The sequence below is a fragment of the Streptomyces albofaciens JCM 4342 genome (assembly GCF_008634025.1).
Taxonomy (GTDB): domain Bacteria; phylum Actinomycetota; class Actinomycetes; order Streptomycetales; family Streptomycetaceae; genus Streptomyces; species Streptomyces albofaciens.
The window spans coordinates 3,811,835-3,826,663 of the sequence record NZ_PDCM01000002.1 but is presented as its reverse complement, the minus strand read 5'-3'; the positions used below and the strand labels follow the sequence as shown (position 1 = coordinate 3,826,663).

11 protein-coding genes, 1 tRNA gene and 4 pseudogenes are annotated in these 14,829 nt (G+C 65.3%); 5 read left to right on the top strand and 11 right to left on the bottom strand.

Annotated features, from left to right (window positions below; genetic code table 11):
- Nucleotides 1-137: 137 nt before the first annotated feature.
- Nucleotides 138-1,274: an ABC transporter ATP-binding protein gene (locus tag CP973_RS36615; protein WP_030592419.1), complete on the bottom strand. Its 1,137-nt coding sequence runs from the start codon at nt 1,272-1,274 to the stop codon at nt 138-140.
- A 177-nt stretch (nt 1,275-1,451) separates the two neighbouring features.
- On the opposite strand from CP973_RS36615, the gene CP973_RS36610 reads away from it, so the two are divergent.
- A tRNA-Thr gene (locus CP973_RS36610) sits at nt 1,452-1,525 on the top strand.
- A gap of 309 nt (nt 1,526-1,834) precedes the next feature.
- Here the strand turns inward: CP973_RS36610 and CP973_RS41535 are convergent.
- The 5 genes and pseudogenes from CP973_RS41535 to CP973_RS36590 form a co-directional block, all read right to left on the bottom strand.
- Nucleotides 1,835-1,963, bottom strand: coding sequence for a hypothetical protein (locus tag CP973_RS41535; RefSeq protein WP_280119048.1), 129 nt, complete (start codon nt 1,961-1,963; stop codon nt 1,835-1,837).
- 418 nt (nt 1,964-2,381) lie between these two features.
- Nucleotides 2,382-2,717 (bottom strand): hypothetical protein, encoded by a 336-nt coding sequence (locus CP973_RS36605; RefSeq protein ID WP_150248556.1) that lies wholly within the window; start codon nt 2,715-2,717, stop codon nt 2,382-2,384.
- 148 nt (nt 2,718-2,865) lie between these two features.
- Complete coding sequence (locus CP973_RS36600) at nt 2,866-3,219, bottom strand: phage tail tube protein (protein ID WP_150248553.1); 354 nt, start codon at nt 3,217-3,219, stop codon at nt 2,866-2,868.
- 25 nt (nt 3,220-3,244) lie between these two features.
- The gene (locus CP973_RS36595) at nt 3,245-3,916 is read right to left on the bottom strand and encodes a septum formation family protein (RefSeq protein WP_150248550.1); all 672 of its coding nucleotides are present in this window, start codon (nt 3,914-3,916) and stop codon (nt 3,245-3,247) included.
- Between the two features lie 451 nt (nt 3,917-4,367).
- A pseudogene (locus tag CP973_RS36590) lies at nt 4,368-5,159 on the bottom strand (transposase); the annotation flags it as partial.
- 119 nt (nt 5,160-5,278) lie between these two features.
- Between CP973_RS36590 and CP973_RS41265 the strand changes: the two are divergent.
- The 3 genes and pseudogenes from CP973_RS41265 to CP973_RS36575 form a co-directional block, all read left to right on the top strand.
- Nucleotides 5,279-5,536, top strand: a pseudogene (locus CP973_RS41265) (UTRA domain-containing protein); the annotation flags it as partial.
- A gap of 2 nt (nt 5,537-5,538) precedes the next feature.
- Nucleotides 5,539-6,288 carry a glycosyltransferase family 2 protein gene (locus CP973_RS36580; protein ID WP_150248543.1) on the top strand — a complete coding sequence of 250 codons (750 nt, stop codon included), beginning with the start codon at nt 5,539-5,541 and terminating at the stop codon, nt 6,286-6,288.
- Between the two features lie 976 nt (nt 6,289-7,264).
- Nucleotides 7,265-7,861 (top strand): hypothetical protein, encoded by a 597-nt coding sequence (locus CP973_RS36575; protein ID WP_150248540.1) that lies wholly within the window; start codon nt 7,265-7,267, stop codon nt 7,859-7,861.
- A gap of 65 nt (nt 7,862-7,926) precedes the next feature.
- Here CP973_RS36575 and CP973_RS36570 read toward each other — a convergent pair whose 3' ends face one another.
- Nucleotides 7,927-8,850 (bottom strand): FkbM family methyltransferase, encoded by a 924-nt coding sequence (locus tag CP973_RS36570; protein ID WP_150250780.1) that lies wholly within the window; start codon nt 8,848-8,850, stop codon nt 7,927-7,929.
- 43 nt (nt 8,851-8,893) lie between these two features.
- Nucleotides 8,894-9,217: pseudogene (locus CP973_RS41260) on the bottom strand (UTRA domain-containing protein); the annotation flags it as partial.
- Nucleotides 9,218-9,439: 222 nt separating this feature from the next.
- Here CP973_RS41260 and CP973_RS41880 point away from each other — a divergent pair.
- Complete coding sequence (locus tag CP973_RS41880; RefSeq protein WP_150250778.1) at nt 9,440-9,790, top strand: UTRA domain-containing protein; 351 nt, start codon at nt 9,440-9,442, stop codon at nt 9,788-9,790.
- 277 nt (nt 9,791-10,067) lie between these two features.
- Here CP973_RS41880 and CP973_RS36555 read toward each other — a convergent pair whose 3' ends face one another.
- From CP973_RS36555 to CP973_RS41875, 3 genes and pseudogenes are all read right to left on the bottom strand, one after another.
- Complete coding sequence (locus tag CP973_RS36555; RefSeq protein ID WP_150248534.1) at nt 10,068-10,526, bottom strand: hypothetical protein; 459 nt, start codon at nt 10,524-10,526, stop codon at nt 10,068-10,070.
- A 105-nt stretch (nt 10,527-10,631) separates the two neighbouring features.
- Nucleotides 10,632-12,221: an alpha/beta hydrolase gene (locus CP973_RS36550; protein WP_150248532.1), complete on the bottom strand. Its 1,590-nt coding sequence runs from the start codon at nt 12,219-12,221 to the stop codon at nt 10,632-10,634.
- 1,015 nt (nt 12,222-13,236) lie between these two features.
- A pseudogene (locus tag CP973_RS41875) lies at nt 13,237-14,292 on the bottom strand (IS630 family transposase).
- Between the last annotated feature and the right edge of the window lie 537 nt (nt 14,293-14,829).

The window sequence follows — 14,829 nt, the reverse complement described above, 5'->3', positions numbered from 1 at the left end:
CCCAGCCGCCCAGCCGCCCAGCCGCCCAGCCGCCCAGCCGCCCAGCCGCCCAGCCGCCCAGCCGCCCAGCCGCCCAGCCGCCCAGCCGCCCAGCCGCCCCGTCACCCAGCCGCCCCGTCACCCAGCCTCTCAGCCTCTCAGTCGCTCAGCCGCTCGCCCGTCGACGTGGAGAAGACATGCGTCTCACCGGGACGCGGCACGACGTGCAGCTCAGTGCCCTTCTCCGGAACCTGCCGCCCGTTGACACGTACGACCAGGTCCTTGTGCTCGTCACCGACGACCGCCGACCCGTACACGTACCCGTCGGCGCCCAGTTCCTCGACGACGTTGACGGTGACGGCGAGGCCCGCCGGAGCGTCCGCGGCCTCCTTGGAGAGCGACTTGGCGGCGCTGCCGTTCTGCTCCACGATGTCGAAGTGCTCGGGGCGGACGCCGACGGTGACCGTACGGTCCCCCTTGTCGGCCGCGGCGGCCAGCGCCTCCCGGCTGACCGGCACGACGCTGTTGCCGAACTTCACACCGCCGTCCGTGATCGGCACCTCGACGAGGTTCATCGCCGGCGACCCGATGAAGCCCGCGACGAAGAGGTTGCTGGGCCGGTCGTACATGTTGCGCGGCGAGTCGACCTGCTGGAGCAGCCCGTCCTTCAGGACGGCCACCCGGTCGCCCATCGTCATGGCCTCGACCTGGTCGTGGGTGACGTACACGGTGGTGATCCCGAGGCGTCGCTGCAGGCCGGCGATCTGCGTACGCGTCTGTACGCGCAGCTTCGCGTCCAGGTTGGACAGCGGCTCGTCCATGAGGAACACCTGCGGCTCCCGCACGATGGCGCGGCCCATGGCCACCCGCTGGCGCTGACCACCGGAGAGCGCCTTCGGCTTGCGCCCCAGGTACTCGGTCAGGTCCAGGATCTTCGCCGCGTCCTCGACCTTCTGCCGGATCTCCGCCTTGTTGACGCCGGCGATCTTGAGCGCGAAGCCCATGTTGTCGGCGACGGTCATGTGCGGGTAGAGCGCGTAGTTCTGGAACACCATGGCGATGTCCCGGTCCTTCGGCGGCAGGTGCGTGACGTCCCGGTCCCCGATACGGATCGCACCGTCGTTGACGTCCTCCAGCCCCGCCAGCATCCGCAGCGAGGTCGACTTCCCGCATCCGGACGGCCCGACCAGGACGAGGAACTCGCCGTCCTCGATCTCGATGTCCAGTTTGTCGACGGCGGGCTTCTCGGAACCCGGGTAGATCCGGGTTGCCTGGTCATACGTGACCGTAGCCATGGTGTGTCCCTTCACCGGCAGGAACGTGCCGGACGATCCGAGTAAAAGGAGTGGTGTAGTCCACTGCTGAGGACTGACCGTGACGGTACCCGCGCCGACGCCCGGTGTCAGTAGCCCGCGGGTCACGAAATAGCGGCGCCAGGTAGGCTGCGAGCCTGGGTACACTTCACCAGGCACGCCTCCTTAGCTCAGCTGGTCAGAGCAACGCTCTTGTAAAGCGTAGGTCGTCGGTTCGAATCCGACAGGGGGCTCGGAGAGAGAAGGTCCCAGGTCACCGGTGGTGACCTGGGGCTTTCTGCTGCTACTTGATCCGGGGGCGTATTCGTCGGCGCTATAGGTGATGGGCGTGCGGTCGATGATGTTCAGGCCGCTGCGCAGGGCGTCGGTGTCGCGCCGCAGGTCCCGCATCGCGCGGGACGCCTGGCGCACCTGCGAGAGCAGACGTGCCGCATCAACGCGCATCTGCACCCTGAGCGTGTAGTCCGACACCGGGCGGCGCCCTAACTCCCCGCGCCCTGCCCTTCACCTTTGGCGGCGCCCCAACGCCCCAAGGTGTACTGCTACTGCCGGTGGTGCTGTTCGCGCGGCATCAGACCGATACGCATCCCGTAGCCGTCGGGGCCGCCCGGCACCTGGTCCTGCTCCGTGGCGATCAGCTCGCAGCCCACGCACCGCACCGTGGTGCCCACGTACGCCTACCGGTCACTGCCCTGATCCTCGTCCCACTCCGCGGCCCGCGTGCCGCACTGCTCACACACGCTGCGCCGGTACGCCTCGAACGCCAGCGCCTTGGCCCGATCCGTCTGGGACCAGCGGCCGTCCCCGGCGCCGGGAAAGAGAGAGTGGGAGTGCGGTAGCGGTCGCACAGTTCCAGCTCCGCCCTAAGCTGCGCGTCCGCGATCAGTCTTTTCCCAGCTCCTCCGTACTGGCCCGGCTGATCTGCTGGGCCCGCCACGCCGCCGCGAACAGCGCGTTCGTCTCACTCGCCGGCCACACGTCCAGCAGATCCTGGGCGTCCTGTTCGGAGAGGCCCCCGACCGCCGCACCTGACTCGTCCCGCTCGATGTGGGCAGCGGCGACCAGAACGGCGGGGAACGTCTCGGGATTTCAGGCATCCCCGTCCTCCGCCTGCTCCTCCGTCGGCGGGCAGCACTGGATCAGCCCGTCCAGCACCGGACGCGGCAGCGCCCTGAACGCCAGCGACAGCGACGCCGCCTCGTACGCGGCCTTCGCCTCCTTCAGCTCCACCTCGGCGCGCTCAACCTCGGCCGGGTCGGCGCCCGTATCGGCGTCGGCCATGCGCAGCCGCGCGGCCTCCAGTTTCGCTTGGTCGAAACGTTTCTTCGCGGCCATGTCGTCACACAGCCGCAGTGTGTACTCGGGAAGCTGCCGGGCGCGGAGCCGGGCGAGCTTGCGCGCCCAGTGCGCGTCACGGGCAATCACCTCAGCGGGCGGGGCAGTGGGAGAGGGGAGGTGCCCCAGGCATGGAGGGCTCCAGGAGAACGGGGCCCGGCCGGGCCGCGGGCTGACGCCGAGGAGGTGGTGGGACGCCGATGTGTGCGTACCCGGCCGGAAGCGGGGAGGGGCCGGGTTACTTGTCGAACTTCGGCGGCGGGGTATCAGCGGCCGGAGTCTCGGCGTACTGCGTCGGCTTCTCCGTGATCGAGAACGACACGGTGAACTTCGCGGCCTCGTTGTCGGTCGAGTAGTTCGGCGACCGGGAGCCGATCCGGATGGGGAAGACGTCCATGGACCGGTTGCCGGGCACATCGCCCTTGCGCAGGAACACCACCCAGCCCGTGGCGTCCTCGGCGAGAAGCTGCTCAATCGCGTCGCTGACCTTGTCCTCGTAGAACCCCAGCGAGGAGTCGTCGGCCTTATCGCTGCCGGGGATACTGCTCTCGAAAGTGCTGCAAAGTGCTGCCCAGATCTGGCGTCTCTTCACCGCATAGCAGCATCAATGGCCACTTTCAGCGGTGAGACCGCCGCACGCTCCACGAAAGGGTGTCGTTGGGTTGATAGGCTGCACAAAGGATGTTTCGATCCCCTTGGTTCCATTGTTCGACGTCTGGAGCGACGTAGGTGTAATCCAAGCTTGATTCGCGATAGGCGATGCCAATGTACTTCTGGAATTCTTTTTCGCACGAGCTGCGAACCTGCGCATTGAAAACTTCGTATCCGGGATACTTCCCGTCAGTCTTCCCGAGAGTCCCACGGTAGAACACCTCGCCGTCATGCTCTGTCTCACATGGCACCACTTCGGAAACTCCCGGCCACGCCTTGTCGGTGTCTCGAATGTCGGGATCCTTTACGCAGTCCCCCGCCCGCAACAAGTCGATTTTCAGGTACCTTGAGTGCCTATTCTGGGTGCTTGCGCGCTCATTGGAGGCAGAGGAAGTGTTCGAGGTTGATGGACTGCCTGGAGCTAGCTCGTTCGTCGACTTGGGAAACTGCCATTGCAGTAGGCCGATCAATGCGCCGGCAATCGCGGCAAGCAAGGCGATATTCGTGCCGTTCAGTCGCGCTCTAAGGCTGTGCACGCGGATCAGCCGTGCGCTGTAGCCGCGTAGCCTGGCTGCAAGACTACTAATTCCGGCCGCAAGCCTGCCAGTCATTCGCGCCCCCGTCCAGGTGCCGATCATTCACCCCTCAAGGTAATTGATCAGAACTATGCACGCCGTCAAGGATAATGCACGCCTACCGGAAGGTGGCAACCAGAAGTCAGTCACTGAGTAGCGGGGGGTGGCTGGAGAACCTTGTCGCACTCCGGGGCTCAGGAGGTCATTCATTGCTTATGGAGGTACATAGTGTTTGGGGTGCTGAAGAGTGGTCTGCGGTCACCCTGCCCTGGGCGGGGAATCAGCGAGCCGGTCCTACAGGCCAGGCCGAGATGTTGACACAAGCACTGGACTGTCGATCAGCTCACGGACGTCGACCGCGAGCCCGCGAGCTGATGGGCAGATGCGAGAAGCGGGGCCAACGAGGTGTGGCGAAGGGGGCCTCCCCGCCCGAGCGAAACGAAAGCTTGGGGGTGCCTCTATGCCTTTCGTCAAGGTGCCCGGGTTTGGTTCGGGGTGATTTGGTTTGCCGGGGTCATGCGGCGAGTTCGATGTCCTCGGGGCGCGGGGTTCGTAGAAGGTGCCGTTTCGGAGCATGGCGAACAGGACGCTGATGCGATGGCGGGCTAGGCGGAGGAGGTCCTGGGGGTGGGACTTGCCGCGGGCTCGCTGGCGGTCGTAGTAGGTGCGGGAGTCCGGATCGGCGTTCATGCAGGCGAAGGCGGAGAGGAACATGGCGCGTTTGAGCTGCCGATTTCCGCCTCGGGGTGCGTGTTCGCCGTGAATGGAGGTCCCGGACGACTTCGTGGTCGGGGCGAGGCCGGCGTAGGAGGCGAGGTGGGCGGCGGTGGGGAAGCTGGTGCCGTCGCCGACGGTGACCAGCAGGACGGTGGCGGTCCTGACGCCGACGCCGGGCATCGACGCCAGGACCGGGGAAAGAGGGCGGGCCTGCAGCACGGTGTTGATCTGGGCTTCCAGGGCCCGGCGCTGGGTGTGGACGGTGGCCAGGGATGCGGCCGGGGTGGGGATGACGAGGTCGAGGGTGGCGGTGTCCGGTACGACGTCGGTCTGTTCGTCGAGTGCGTCGAAGACGTCGTCGATGAGCCGGGCGGCCATGCCTGGGGCCTTGGGCCGGATCGGTTCGAGGAGTCTGCGGCGGCCGGCTTTGCGCAGTGCGGCCGGGCAGCCGTGGCGTTCCAGCAGCCAGGTGACGGCCTGGTGGTCCAGGCGGGGGCCATGACGCGTTCCGGGCCGGGGTGGAACTGGGTGAGCAGACCGCGTATCCGGTTGGACGTCGGGTGGCCTCGGCCGCGAGGTCCTGGTCGAAGGGAGGCCAGTGCCCGGAGGACGACGTCCGAGGTCAGGCGCTGCACCTTGGGCATCTCGACGGCGCGGGTGGCGACCGGGGCATCGGCCGCGGTTCCCATCGAGCCCAGCGCTCTTGAGGAGTGGCCGTGGCCGGGTGGCACGCAGAGCCGGCTGTACACCGTCGGCAACGAGCTCGACCACATCGTCGAGCGGATAATGGCCCGGCCTCCGACATCAGAGGAGGCCGAGGAACTCGGCCTCCAGAAGGGCGTCTCCGTGATCGTGCTCCGCAAGATCTCCATCGACACCGAGGGACGGGTGGTGGACGTCTCCGACGTGATCAGACCCGGTGACCGCACCGAGCTGGTCTTCACGACCCGTCTGGACCGGTGGTGACGATGACGAACCTCATCACGGTGATCACAGCCGTCCACCCGCCGGCCGCCAAGTTCCTGGCCGACGCGTACAAGTCGCTCACCGAGCAGCAGCTGCCGGACGGCTGGGACTGGCAGTGGGTGATCCAGGAAGACGGCGAGACCGACGGCGTAACGCCCCACCTGCCCGACGACCCGCGCATCTCCTTCGGCCAGGGCCGACAGGGCCGCGCCGCGATCGCACGCACACTGGGCCTGTCACGCGCCGAGGGCGAGTACGTCAAGGTGCTCGACGCCGACGACATGCTGACCCCGGGCGCCCTGGCACGCGACCTCCAGGCCCTCGCATCCGACTCCTCCCTCGGCTGGGCCACCTCCCGCGTACTGGACCTCCTCCCCGACGGCTCCACCGTCGGCTTCGACCAGGACCCGCCCGAGGGCCCGATCGAACGCGGCGCCGTCCTCCAACACTGGAAGGCCCACAACTACCGCGCCCAGGTCCACCCGGCGACCCTCTTCGTGCGCCGCGACCTGCTCCTGGCGCTGGGCGGCTGGATGGCCCTGCCGGCGAGCGAGGACACGGGCCTGCTGATGGCTCTGAATGCGGTCAGCCGCGGGTACTTCTCCGCCGAGACGGGGCTGCTGTACCGAAAGTGGCCTGGGCAAGCGACTAACCAGGCGGCTCACGTTCATGAGGGGGAGCGGGAGGCACGGTTCGCGGTTGTGGAGGCTCGGGCCCGGGTTCTGGCGGGGATGAGCGATTGGCGGTACTGAACCGCATAGTTACGACCGTGGAGCGGCTGTTGGGGGTGAAGCTCATCCCTCAACAGCCGCTCCACGTTATCCCGCTTCGCCACGTCCTGATGTCGACACGACATGCCAATGTCGCGGTGGCCATTTGACTTTGCCTGGGGTCAGGCTGGTGGTTGCGCAATGCCCTCTTGGCCCTTGACGGCGGCGCCCATCTCACCCGGAATGACGAGACAGTAGCGGCAAAATTTGACGGAAGCCCGACTGTCGAAGTCGTCCTCACCGGGTACGGGGCGATGCGCGCGGACCGGGTTGCCTGGATCGGCGCGGAGTTGGGCTATTCGCTCAGTACCGATGAGCCTTACGGACGAGGGCAGCGCCGCCTGCACTTCAGGCGTGACGACAGCCCGTCAGCCTGACAACGTGCCCAAGCGACCGCAGAGCGCGTGCGTGCGGCCGGCTCGTGGAGCGCCGTTACCCAGCCTTGGTCAGGCACGGATCCTCACGTACCGTCGGCTACCGACCCGCCACTGATCCATCCGGAACGCGCCGTGCGTGCGTAGAGGCAAGCCCAAGCCTACGAGAGATGGCACCCGGCTCAGTTGGTCAGCGTGTGCTGCGTCGTCGCTGTGGGGCTCTTCGCACTGGCGCGGGCCGTTCGTGAGACGGTGCCAGCCGCAGTCATCTCTTGCCTCCTCGGACTTCTGTGCCTGGCCCGGAGCCGCCCTCGGCCCGCGCTACACGAGGAGCTGGCACCAAGCGAATCTGCGACTGCTTGAGCGTTTCCGTCGTCAGCAGGCAGCCCAGTTCCCCGTTCCGCCTCCTTCCCCTTCTGCGAGCCCGCACCATGACCAGAAGGGAAACTAGAGTTGGAATTCATCGCACCTGCGGGCTTTACGGAGATTCCTATAGGGATGACTGCCGAAGAAGCGCGACAGGAACTGAGGTCGCGCGTGTCACGGGAAGCTCACGAAGCGAGGCCCGTAGCTACGAAAACAATGTGAGTAACCTGCAGAAGGTGTCCCAGGCGCTCGAAGAGTCCGGGACGCTGTATGCCGGGACCTGCTTGCGCCCCTACGAAGGCGAACTGTCGCTCGGCACCTTGCTTGTTACGGTAACGCCCTTCACATTCGGATATGCGGCAGTGGCGGCAGGCGGTATGGTGCGCTCCCTGGTCGCCGCACGAGGAGACTCCTGGGCCGGAACCGTACTCGATACCCCTGTCGGTCCCGCTGCGGTGCTGACTGGCGTAAACGGCTTCGTAATCCCCGCTGACACCTCCGCATCGGGGGAAGAGCTGAACCTGCCGATGGCGGATATGCAGGTGCACTTGCCCGTACCAGAGGGCGTGGAGACTCAGGAGCAGTGTCTCGTCTCCTTCAACCTCACAACACCGTGCGAGGACCATTGGGACGCATACTGTTCCGACATCGTGGCATTGCTGAACAGCGTGACGTTCGACGAGCCTGACCACACTCTGTCCGAAGGAGGCCCGCAGCCCACCTCTCCGAGCTCGCCTGTGCTCTCACCGCCGGCGCAGTCCTTGTCCGGTGTGACACACGCTGAGGGCAAGGCACTCGCGACGCCCTTCGGCTGAAGCCTTGGTGAAGTCGGGTAGATGATGTGCTGGGGCGGCCATCGGAGCGGCTATACGCCTCGAAACTACGGCAAGTATTCAGCGTCAACGCGGGAGAAGAGCAACTCGCTCTCCTCGGTGATCGGCTCCCGCCACCGAATCGGAACCTCTGATCCGTGGCGCAAGGCTGCTGGGTAGCGTCCGGCGGCGTAGTCGTTCTGAAGGCGGTACATGTGGAATCCGTTCGCCCTCAGCGCGCCCAGCAGTTCGTCGGCCGAATCCCCCAGTTCAAGCATCCGCTGCGGAGTCACCTCGATCGCCAGCTCGACGTCGGGCCGAAGCTGGTCGAGCAACGGAACCAGCCCTCGGACGACAGCGCCTTCAGCTCCCTCCACATCAACCTTGATCACCCTCGCTCGGGCAATCTCCCCAGAGCTGAGGACGTCCGACAGCGGCTGAGCAGCCACTTCGAAGGTGGACTCGGCCTCGCCGGCATACGGCACGATGCTGTTCGCCCCCATGTTGTGGGAGCTCGCGAGGACGAACGTGAGCATCTCGTCCCGGTCGGAGATCGCGGTGTTCACCGCACGCACGTTGCCGCACCCGTTGATCGCCGCCTGCTTGAGCAGCACCCGGTGGAAGTCAGGGGACGCTTCAAGAGCAACCACAGCCCCCATATCCCCGACCAACCGCGAGGCGAGCAGGCTGTAATAGCCGATGTTCGCGCCCACATCCACGAAGACGTCGCCAGGCCGGAGCCGACGCTGCAGCCAACGCGTCAGATGCGGTTCCCACACCCCGAAAAGGTAGATGTACCGCTGGATCAGGTCCTGGGTGTCGGTCACGAACGTCGCGCCGAAGCGCGCACGGGCCCGGCGGATACGCGGATGGTCACGCAGCTCGGAATTGAGGAAGCCGTTCACAATGCCGGCCTTGCCGAGCGTGCCGGGGACGTAGCGCACGTACCAGCGGGAGAGGTCGAGTTTGAACTGCGTGAGTAAAGAAGTCATCTGAGTCCCCGAAGAGGTCGAGCCGACGGTCGTGCGGATCACCCTACGTACGACGTCCGATGGGGACCTCGTAAACGATCTCGCAGTACGCATCCGGTACGACGATGTCCGCCGTCTCGACCGGCCGGCCGTCCTCGGAGATGTACGTACGCCGGATATGAGTCACCAGCGCGCTCTTCTGGATGCCGAGAAGGTCCGCCTCCGCGGCGGTGGCCCGCCGCGGCTCCGGCTGCTCGACGGCGTGAGTGATCACCACGCCAATGGCGGCCATCCGCTCGATGACACCTCGGCCGGCGTACGGTCCGCCCTCGGGCAGCACCACGATCGTGCCCTCGGTGATGCTGTACGGCTCCCAACTGGTCGACATCCCCGGCTCGCTGGCGGGCCCTCCTTGCTGCATTAGACCGCGCTGACCGATTCGCCTCCGAGGGAACGAGTACGGGCTCACCGCCTGGGCCCTGGTCCGGACGATGTCGGCTCGGGTAGCCCCAACAGACGCGACGAGGATATGAATCCGTGAACGCCTACACGAGGAGACCCTGAGACTCCCTGCACCCGAGCTGGAGGAGGCGATGACCCCGCGTGGCTCATCGGTACGAGTAGGTCGCCCAGACGGGGGGAACTGATCGGGAAGCGCCATGGGCGGGGTAATTCGTACGAGCAGCAGGCCAAAAGATCGAGTTCGCGAGCGAGTGGACTGGCTGTCCAAGGCCGGCATCGATCTACACACCATGTAGTCGTACGCCTTACGGCGAGGCCCCCGAGCGGGCAGGAAGCGTTGGAACTGGGCACCGCTCCCGGTGTGGCGGTGATCGCGATTCAGCGCACATCGATCGATACCCGAGGCGAGGTGGTGGAGACACCTGACCTGGTGGTGTCAGCAGACCGAGTAGCGGCGGTCTGCTCCACCCACTCCGCACGCGCGGGCCAGCCCTGCTGAACCAGCATCTTCTACAGGGGCCGTACCGAGAGCAGCCCTTCGGTACGGCCCCTTTTACGAATAGCTGCTCACTTTAGAGTGCAACAAGCCGCTCTCCACGGGCCTGGGAACGCAGAGTTGAGCCGGCAGCGCTTGAAAGTTCGGCCATCTGGATGTACGGCAGTCTCCTGTCAGCGCGCCTGATGCCAGAAGCGCTCTACTTCGGCATTCAGCCCTGCGAATTCGGCATTCAGCCCTGCGAAAACGCTTCGTTTCAAGCCCGGATACAGGCAGCCGCTCAGAATCTCTGCTGCTTCGCTCCCGGAGGGAGAAAGCAGGGCGTACCGACAGACAGGCGTAGGGTGTTGGGAGGTTTCACGCTGTCAGCGATGATGTCGAACTTTTCTTTGGAATGATGGCCGTAAAGAATGACCCGGGGCTTCTCCTCGTATGCGGTGATCCTCACTTCACCGTCTTTTTCCAGTGCTTCGCGGAGTTTGCCGACGGCCTTTTCGTGGTCTGCTAGCGGAAGATTCGCATATGCGGTGTACTTCAACGTGTAGCGTCCATCATCCGCCACCTCGTCGTTACGGCCGACGCAGTCCTGAAAGTCAACGTGAGGGGCCGTGGCGGTGTCCAGTGTCACCCCAGCGTAGTGCGCCATCGCTGAGACGTACTGTTTGGCCCACGCCTCAGAGTCCTCCCGGCTTTTTCTGGGCAGTGGCCGATTAGGGTCGTCTTGTGTGTTCTGAGTCACGCAAGCTCCAGTTAGGAAAGTGATCGAAGCTACCAATGCAAGCAGGCGGAACCTGTTCCGAGGTGATTTGTTCCTCACGATGGGGCCTCGCATCGCATTTTTTGGTCACCACAAGGGGTTGGGAAGCGTCTTTGTCGGCGTGAGGCCAGCAATGATCGCTCCTTGATTGGTTAGACTCTGGCTTCCTTCGTCCCAGTAACCGCTATGCCCACTAGTGTCGGTGGCGAAGCGCGTACCACCGAACCCGTATTGGTTGGGGTCAGGGCCAAGCGTGAGGTTTTGCGCCAAACTGATGCGGTCGTCGTCAGCGAGTCCTGTGTAGAAGTTGTCGGCGCCGACGTGCAAGTCGGATGCTTTGCCAACGGTTACTCCCGGGCTGCCGACGACAGAAATGCGGTCTGCATCGAGCCCGTCACCACCAGAATCAGCGTCGCCCACGACAGAGGACCCGTAGCTATGCCCGAGAACCGTCAGATTCGCTCGTTCCGGGCCTTCGTGTGATGCGCGCAAACCATGCGTGAAATCTCGCAAGTGGGGAGCTGCCTCGTCGGCACGCCCTGTGCCGGCGATGCCCAAGTTGGGAGCTTCCGCGAGAGGAACCTCTGGCGCGTCGTATCCCAGCCAATAGATCATCGACGTCTCTGCCGAGTGATCGGCGCTTTGGGCCGAATCCTGAAGCTTTCCTATGCGTGCCAACTGGCCTCTGGTGGAGTCCATCGTGGTAGCAGTGCCGGGAACCTGCACACCCACATTGTCAGCCGTATCCGGGTTTCCCATAGCGATTACGGCTTTCCCGTCGTCGGATCCCTCGAAGTCGAGCAGGTATAGCTGCTTGTTGCCCTTGGCGCCGTCATTCCTGTCGAGCTCTTCCTTCAGGGTCTGAAGGTTGTGCTTGTACTCCGGGATGCCCGGAACAGCCTGATCGCTCGCGGTGGCCATACTGAGGTCCTGTTCAAGGGCTATCCGATTCGCATCATCTCGGACGCCGCTCGGGAGGCCGTTAGCCTTCCCTATTTGCTTTGGGTACAGGTCGACGTACTCTTGGCGCGACGTCTCGTCGAGCCCCTTCCACCATGCCGCAGCATCTTTTGGATCCTTGGGGATTTGCGGACCCTTGATTCCCAGGTCTTTCATGGCTTCTTGCGTGTCGGCGCGACTTTCGGATGCCATACCCTTGTTTTTGCGGTCAAGAATCTCTCCGCGCAGCTCGGACAATGCCTTCTGTCCGTCATCGCTGGCCTTTTGTGCGTCTTTCAAGGCGTCATTGATTTCATCCTGGAAATGTTTCATCCGCTCCAGCTTGGCCCTGGCCTCGGCGTCCGGGTTCACTTCACATGCTGCTTCTGTCACGCCACCGGAGTCGTTGACGGTGAATCCTTCTGCTTCAGCGTTGCGTACGGCATTACGCAAGTCCGTCTGGGCCTGCTCCATACGGAAACGAACCGTGTCGATCGCTTTGGATATGGTCATTGCCTCGACGCGGACCACGTTGATGCGGGTCTCGACGTCTTCGAGGAAGGTCAGAGCAGCCTTTCCGTCCTTCCCCTCCCAGGCCGAGTGCAGCGGGCCGGTAACCTTTGTGCGATGTTGGTCGAATGCGGTGTCCATCTCGCGAGACACCACTTGCCATGCCTTGGCTGCGGCCTTCATGTCGGAGAAATCTTGCTTCAGCAGACGCGCGTAATCGGAAGCCAAGGCCTATCCAAAGGGGGTGTGTTGGGCAGGAGTCGGAGTGCCAGCCTGTCCCGGCTCCGCGAACACGCCGTCTGGCCTATAGGTGGGCATCGCCGGCTTGGCGTGCAACATATCGTCCGCGCTGGGCAAGGGCGTGCCAGCCGGCGGCGGCTGGTACTCAGCGGTTCGAGCTTGGGCTGAGTCGACACCGCTCGGGCGCCCCGGTTCCGCGTAGACGGGGGGAAGAGTGTCCTGCCCAGACGCTCCCAAGCGAGGCAACTCGTCAACTACCGGACTGCTCGGGTCGGGGAGACCTCGGGCCGGCGTCTGCGGACCAGAGGCGTGGCTGTCAGCACCGGGAGGGCCTCCTGAGGCGGGAGCCGACATGATTACGCCCGACATGTCGCCGTCGAAGTCTTCGAAGTCCTGGTTGACCATGTCTTCGTTCCACTCGTGCTTGTCAGCCGTGTCGGCGAGATTGCCCGACCCCCACAGCAGACGTTCACGCAACCCGTCGAGAGCGGGCTTCCAGGTCTCGCTGATCATGTGCAGGGCCGATGCGACGGACCAACCCTCGACGGCTCCGGCAGCTGCGGTGGTATCGCTGATGGCAGTACCGAATGGCTTCTTGACATCGTTGGCTATGCCTTCTTGAGCACGCCCCGAAGCGCGTAGCAAATCAGGCTGGACCGACAATTGATCCGACATTGTGTGTCCCCTCCCCAGTGACTCAAAGCAAGGTCACGCTACCAATCGATCCACCGCACCCCCTTGGACGGCAGTTCCGAAGCCCCTCGGGCCTGCCAACAAGGTTACTTTTGGCTCATGCAGACGTGGCGGAAGTCATTGGCCAACGGCTTGCCCCAGAAAGACAAAGAGGCCTGAAATTTCTCCTTTTCGCCATCGAGCGGGTAGCACCCAGAGTCCTGCGGGATGGCCGCCAGGGGCGACCGGTCTTCTGGCAGCGGCCGGAGGGCTCTAGCCGCGAGGTTAGGAGGGTGGTGCAGCAGCTGCTAGAGGTCTTCGATGGCTGGGGTTACGTGAGGTCGGAGCTCAGTCCGGTTCCGGTGAGATAGCCGTCGATCAGGTCGGGGCGGTGTCGCATCCGCTTGAGACGAATCTTTGACCAGCAGGGTGAGCTGGGCGATGCCGTGCTTGGCCAGGTTGGCCAGGGAGCGCTTCAGGTGGGCCCAGACGGCCTCGACGGGTCAGTTCGGGTGCGTACGGCGGCAGGTGGGCGACGGTTAGCCAGGCCCGAGCGGCGACAATGTCCGCATGGTGGTGCTTCGGTGGGTGTTCAGGTTGTCCCGCGCCAGCAGGATCGGTCCGCCGAGTTGCTGATGTGCGGCGTCCAGCCGCCGGGTGCAGTCGGTCTCGGTGAACCCTTGCGCCCCCCGCGAGCCGGACCGTGGTGCACCCGCGTGCGATAGAGCAGCCGCGGCCGTCGGCCGGGCCGGGTGCACACCAATGCGGCCAGCGAGACCGTTTGGTGCCTGCCGCGGTCATCTGCACCACCGGGGTGTGTCCGCGGCGGCCCCAGGTGCGGCCCCGCGGCGGTCTCAGCCGCTGGCCGGCCTCGTCTTCGAAACTGAGCCAGGCGCCCAGGTGCGCCGACGTCCTCTTAATGCCGGCCACTGCCCGTCCTTCCATTCGGCGATGCGTGCTTCGTCCCGCTCCGCCGCCCTGCGGGCCGGGATCTGCACGCTCCAGCCGATGCGGTGCAGCAGCAGGCCCACCCTGGCCAGCGTGTAGTGGACCCCGAACCGCCGGTGGATGACTGCGCCGATCCGCGCCAGGGTCCAGCAATCCTCGCCCCAGCAATCCTCGCCCCAGCCGTGGGCGACCGGACCGGCGTTCAACGTGTCCTTCAGTTGCCGTAGCTGACGGTCGCTGAGCCGGCAGCGGGCGACACCGGCCCCTTCGGATGCCAGCGCCTCCCGTCCGCTGCTGGCCAGGGCCCGGCGCCAGCGGCTGACCGACATCCGGGTGACCCGAAACCGCCGGGCCACTTCCTGGTCACCGGCGCCTGCCTTGATCCACTCAGCGGTTTCCAGCGCACGCGTTCGCGCCGGGCGCGCTCCCCGGCGGTCAGCCCGCCACCGTCGGGATACCTCGTCCCTCCGGCATACCGAGTACACCACCAGCCGGATCACCTGGACAGAGAACTCCCACCGTTAAAGATCTCCAGCTCCAACTCTGCGGTCGTCGTACAGAGTGGAGCCGAAGTGCCCTCCACACTTGTCGGCTTGGTTGAGGGCCGTGTCTGCGCTGCGGTTCAGCAGGTCATCTGCAACCAGGCCGGGTACTTCTGGCGTACGTACGGGCGGTAGCTCGGGTGCCAGAGCGGGGAGTCCGGCGGGACCGGCCCGTTGGTCTTGCCGAGCGGGCCGCCGCCGCGCTCGCGGTCGTGCTGGGCGAGCCGGTGAGTTGCCTTGACTGCGGTGGTGTTGGGCTCCGCGGCGGCCGCCGGCGTGCACTTCGGGGGCGTCGTCGTACGCCGTGATGGTGTCGGGGGCGTCCGGGGCGGCGCTGTGGTCCGGGTTGGGCGTGTATCAGTGCTCCGCGGTGCAACGCCCACCAGCCGAGTTGTAGGGTCTCGTCCTCCCGCACCCGCCTTGACAAGCCGCCA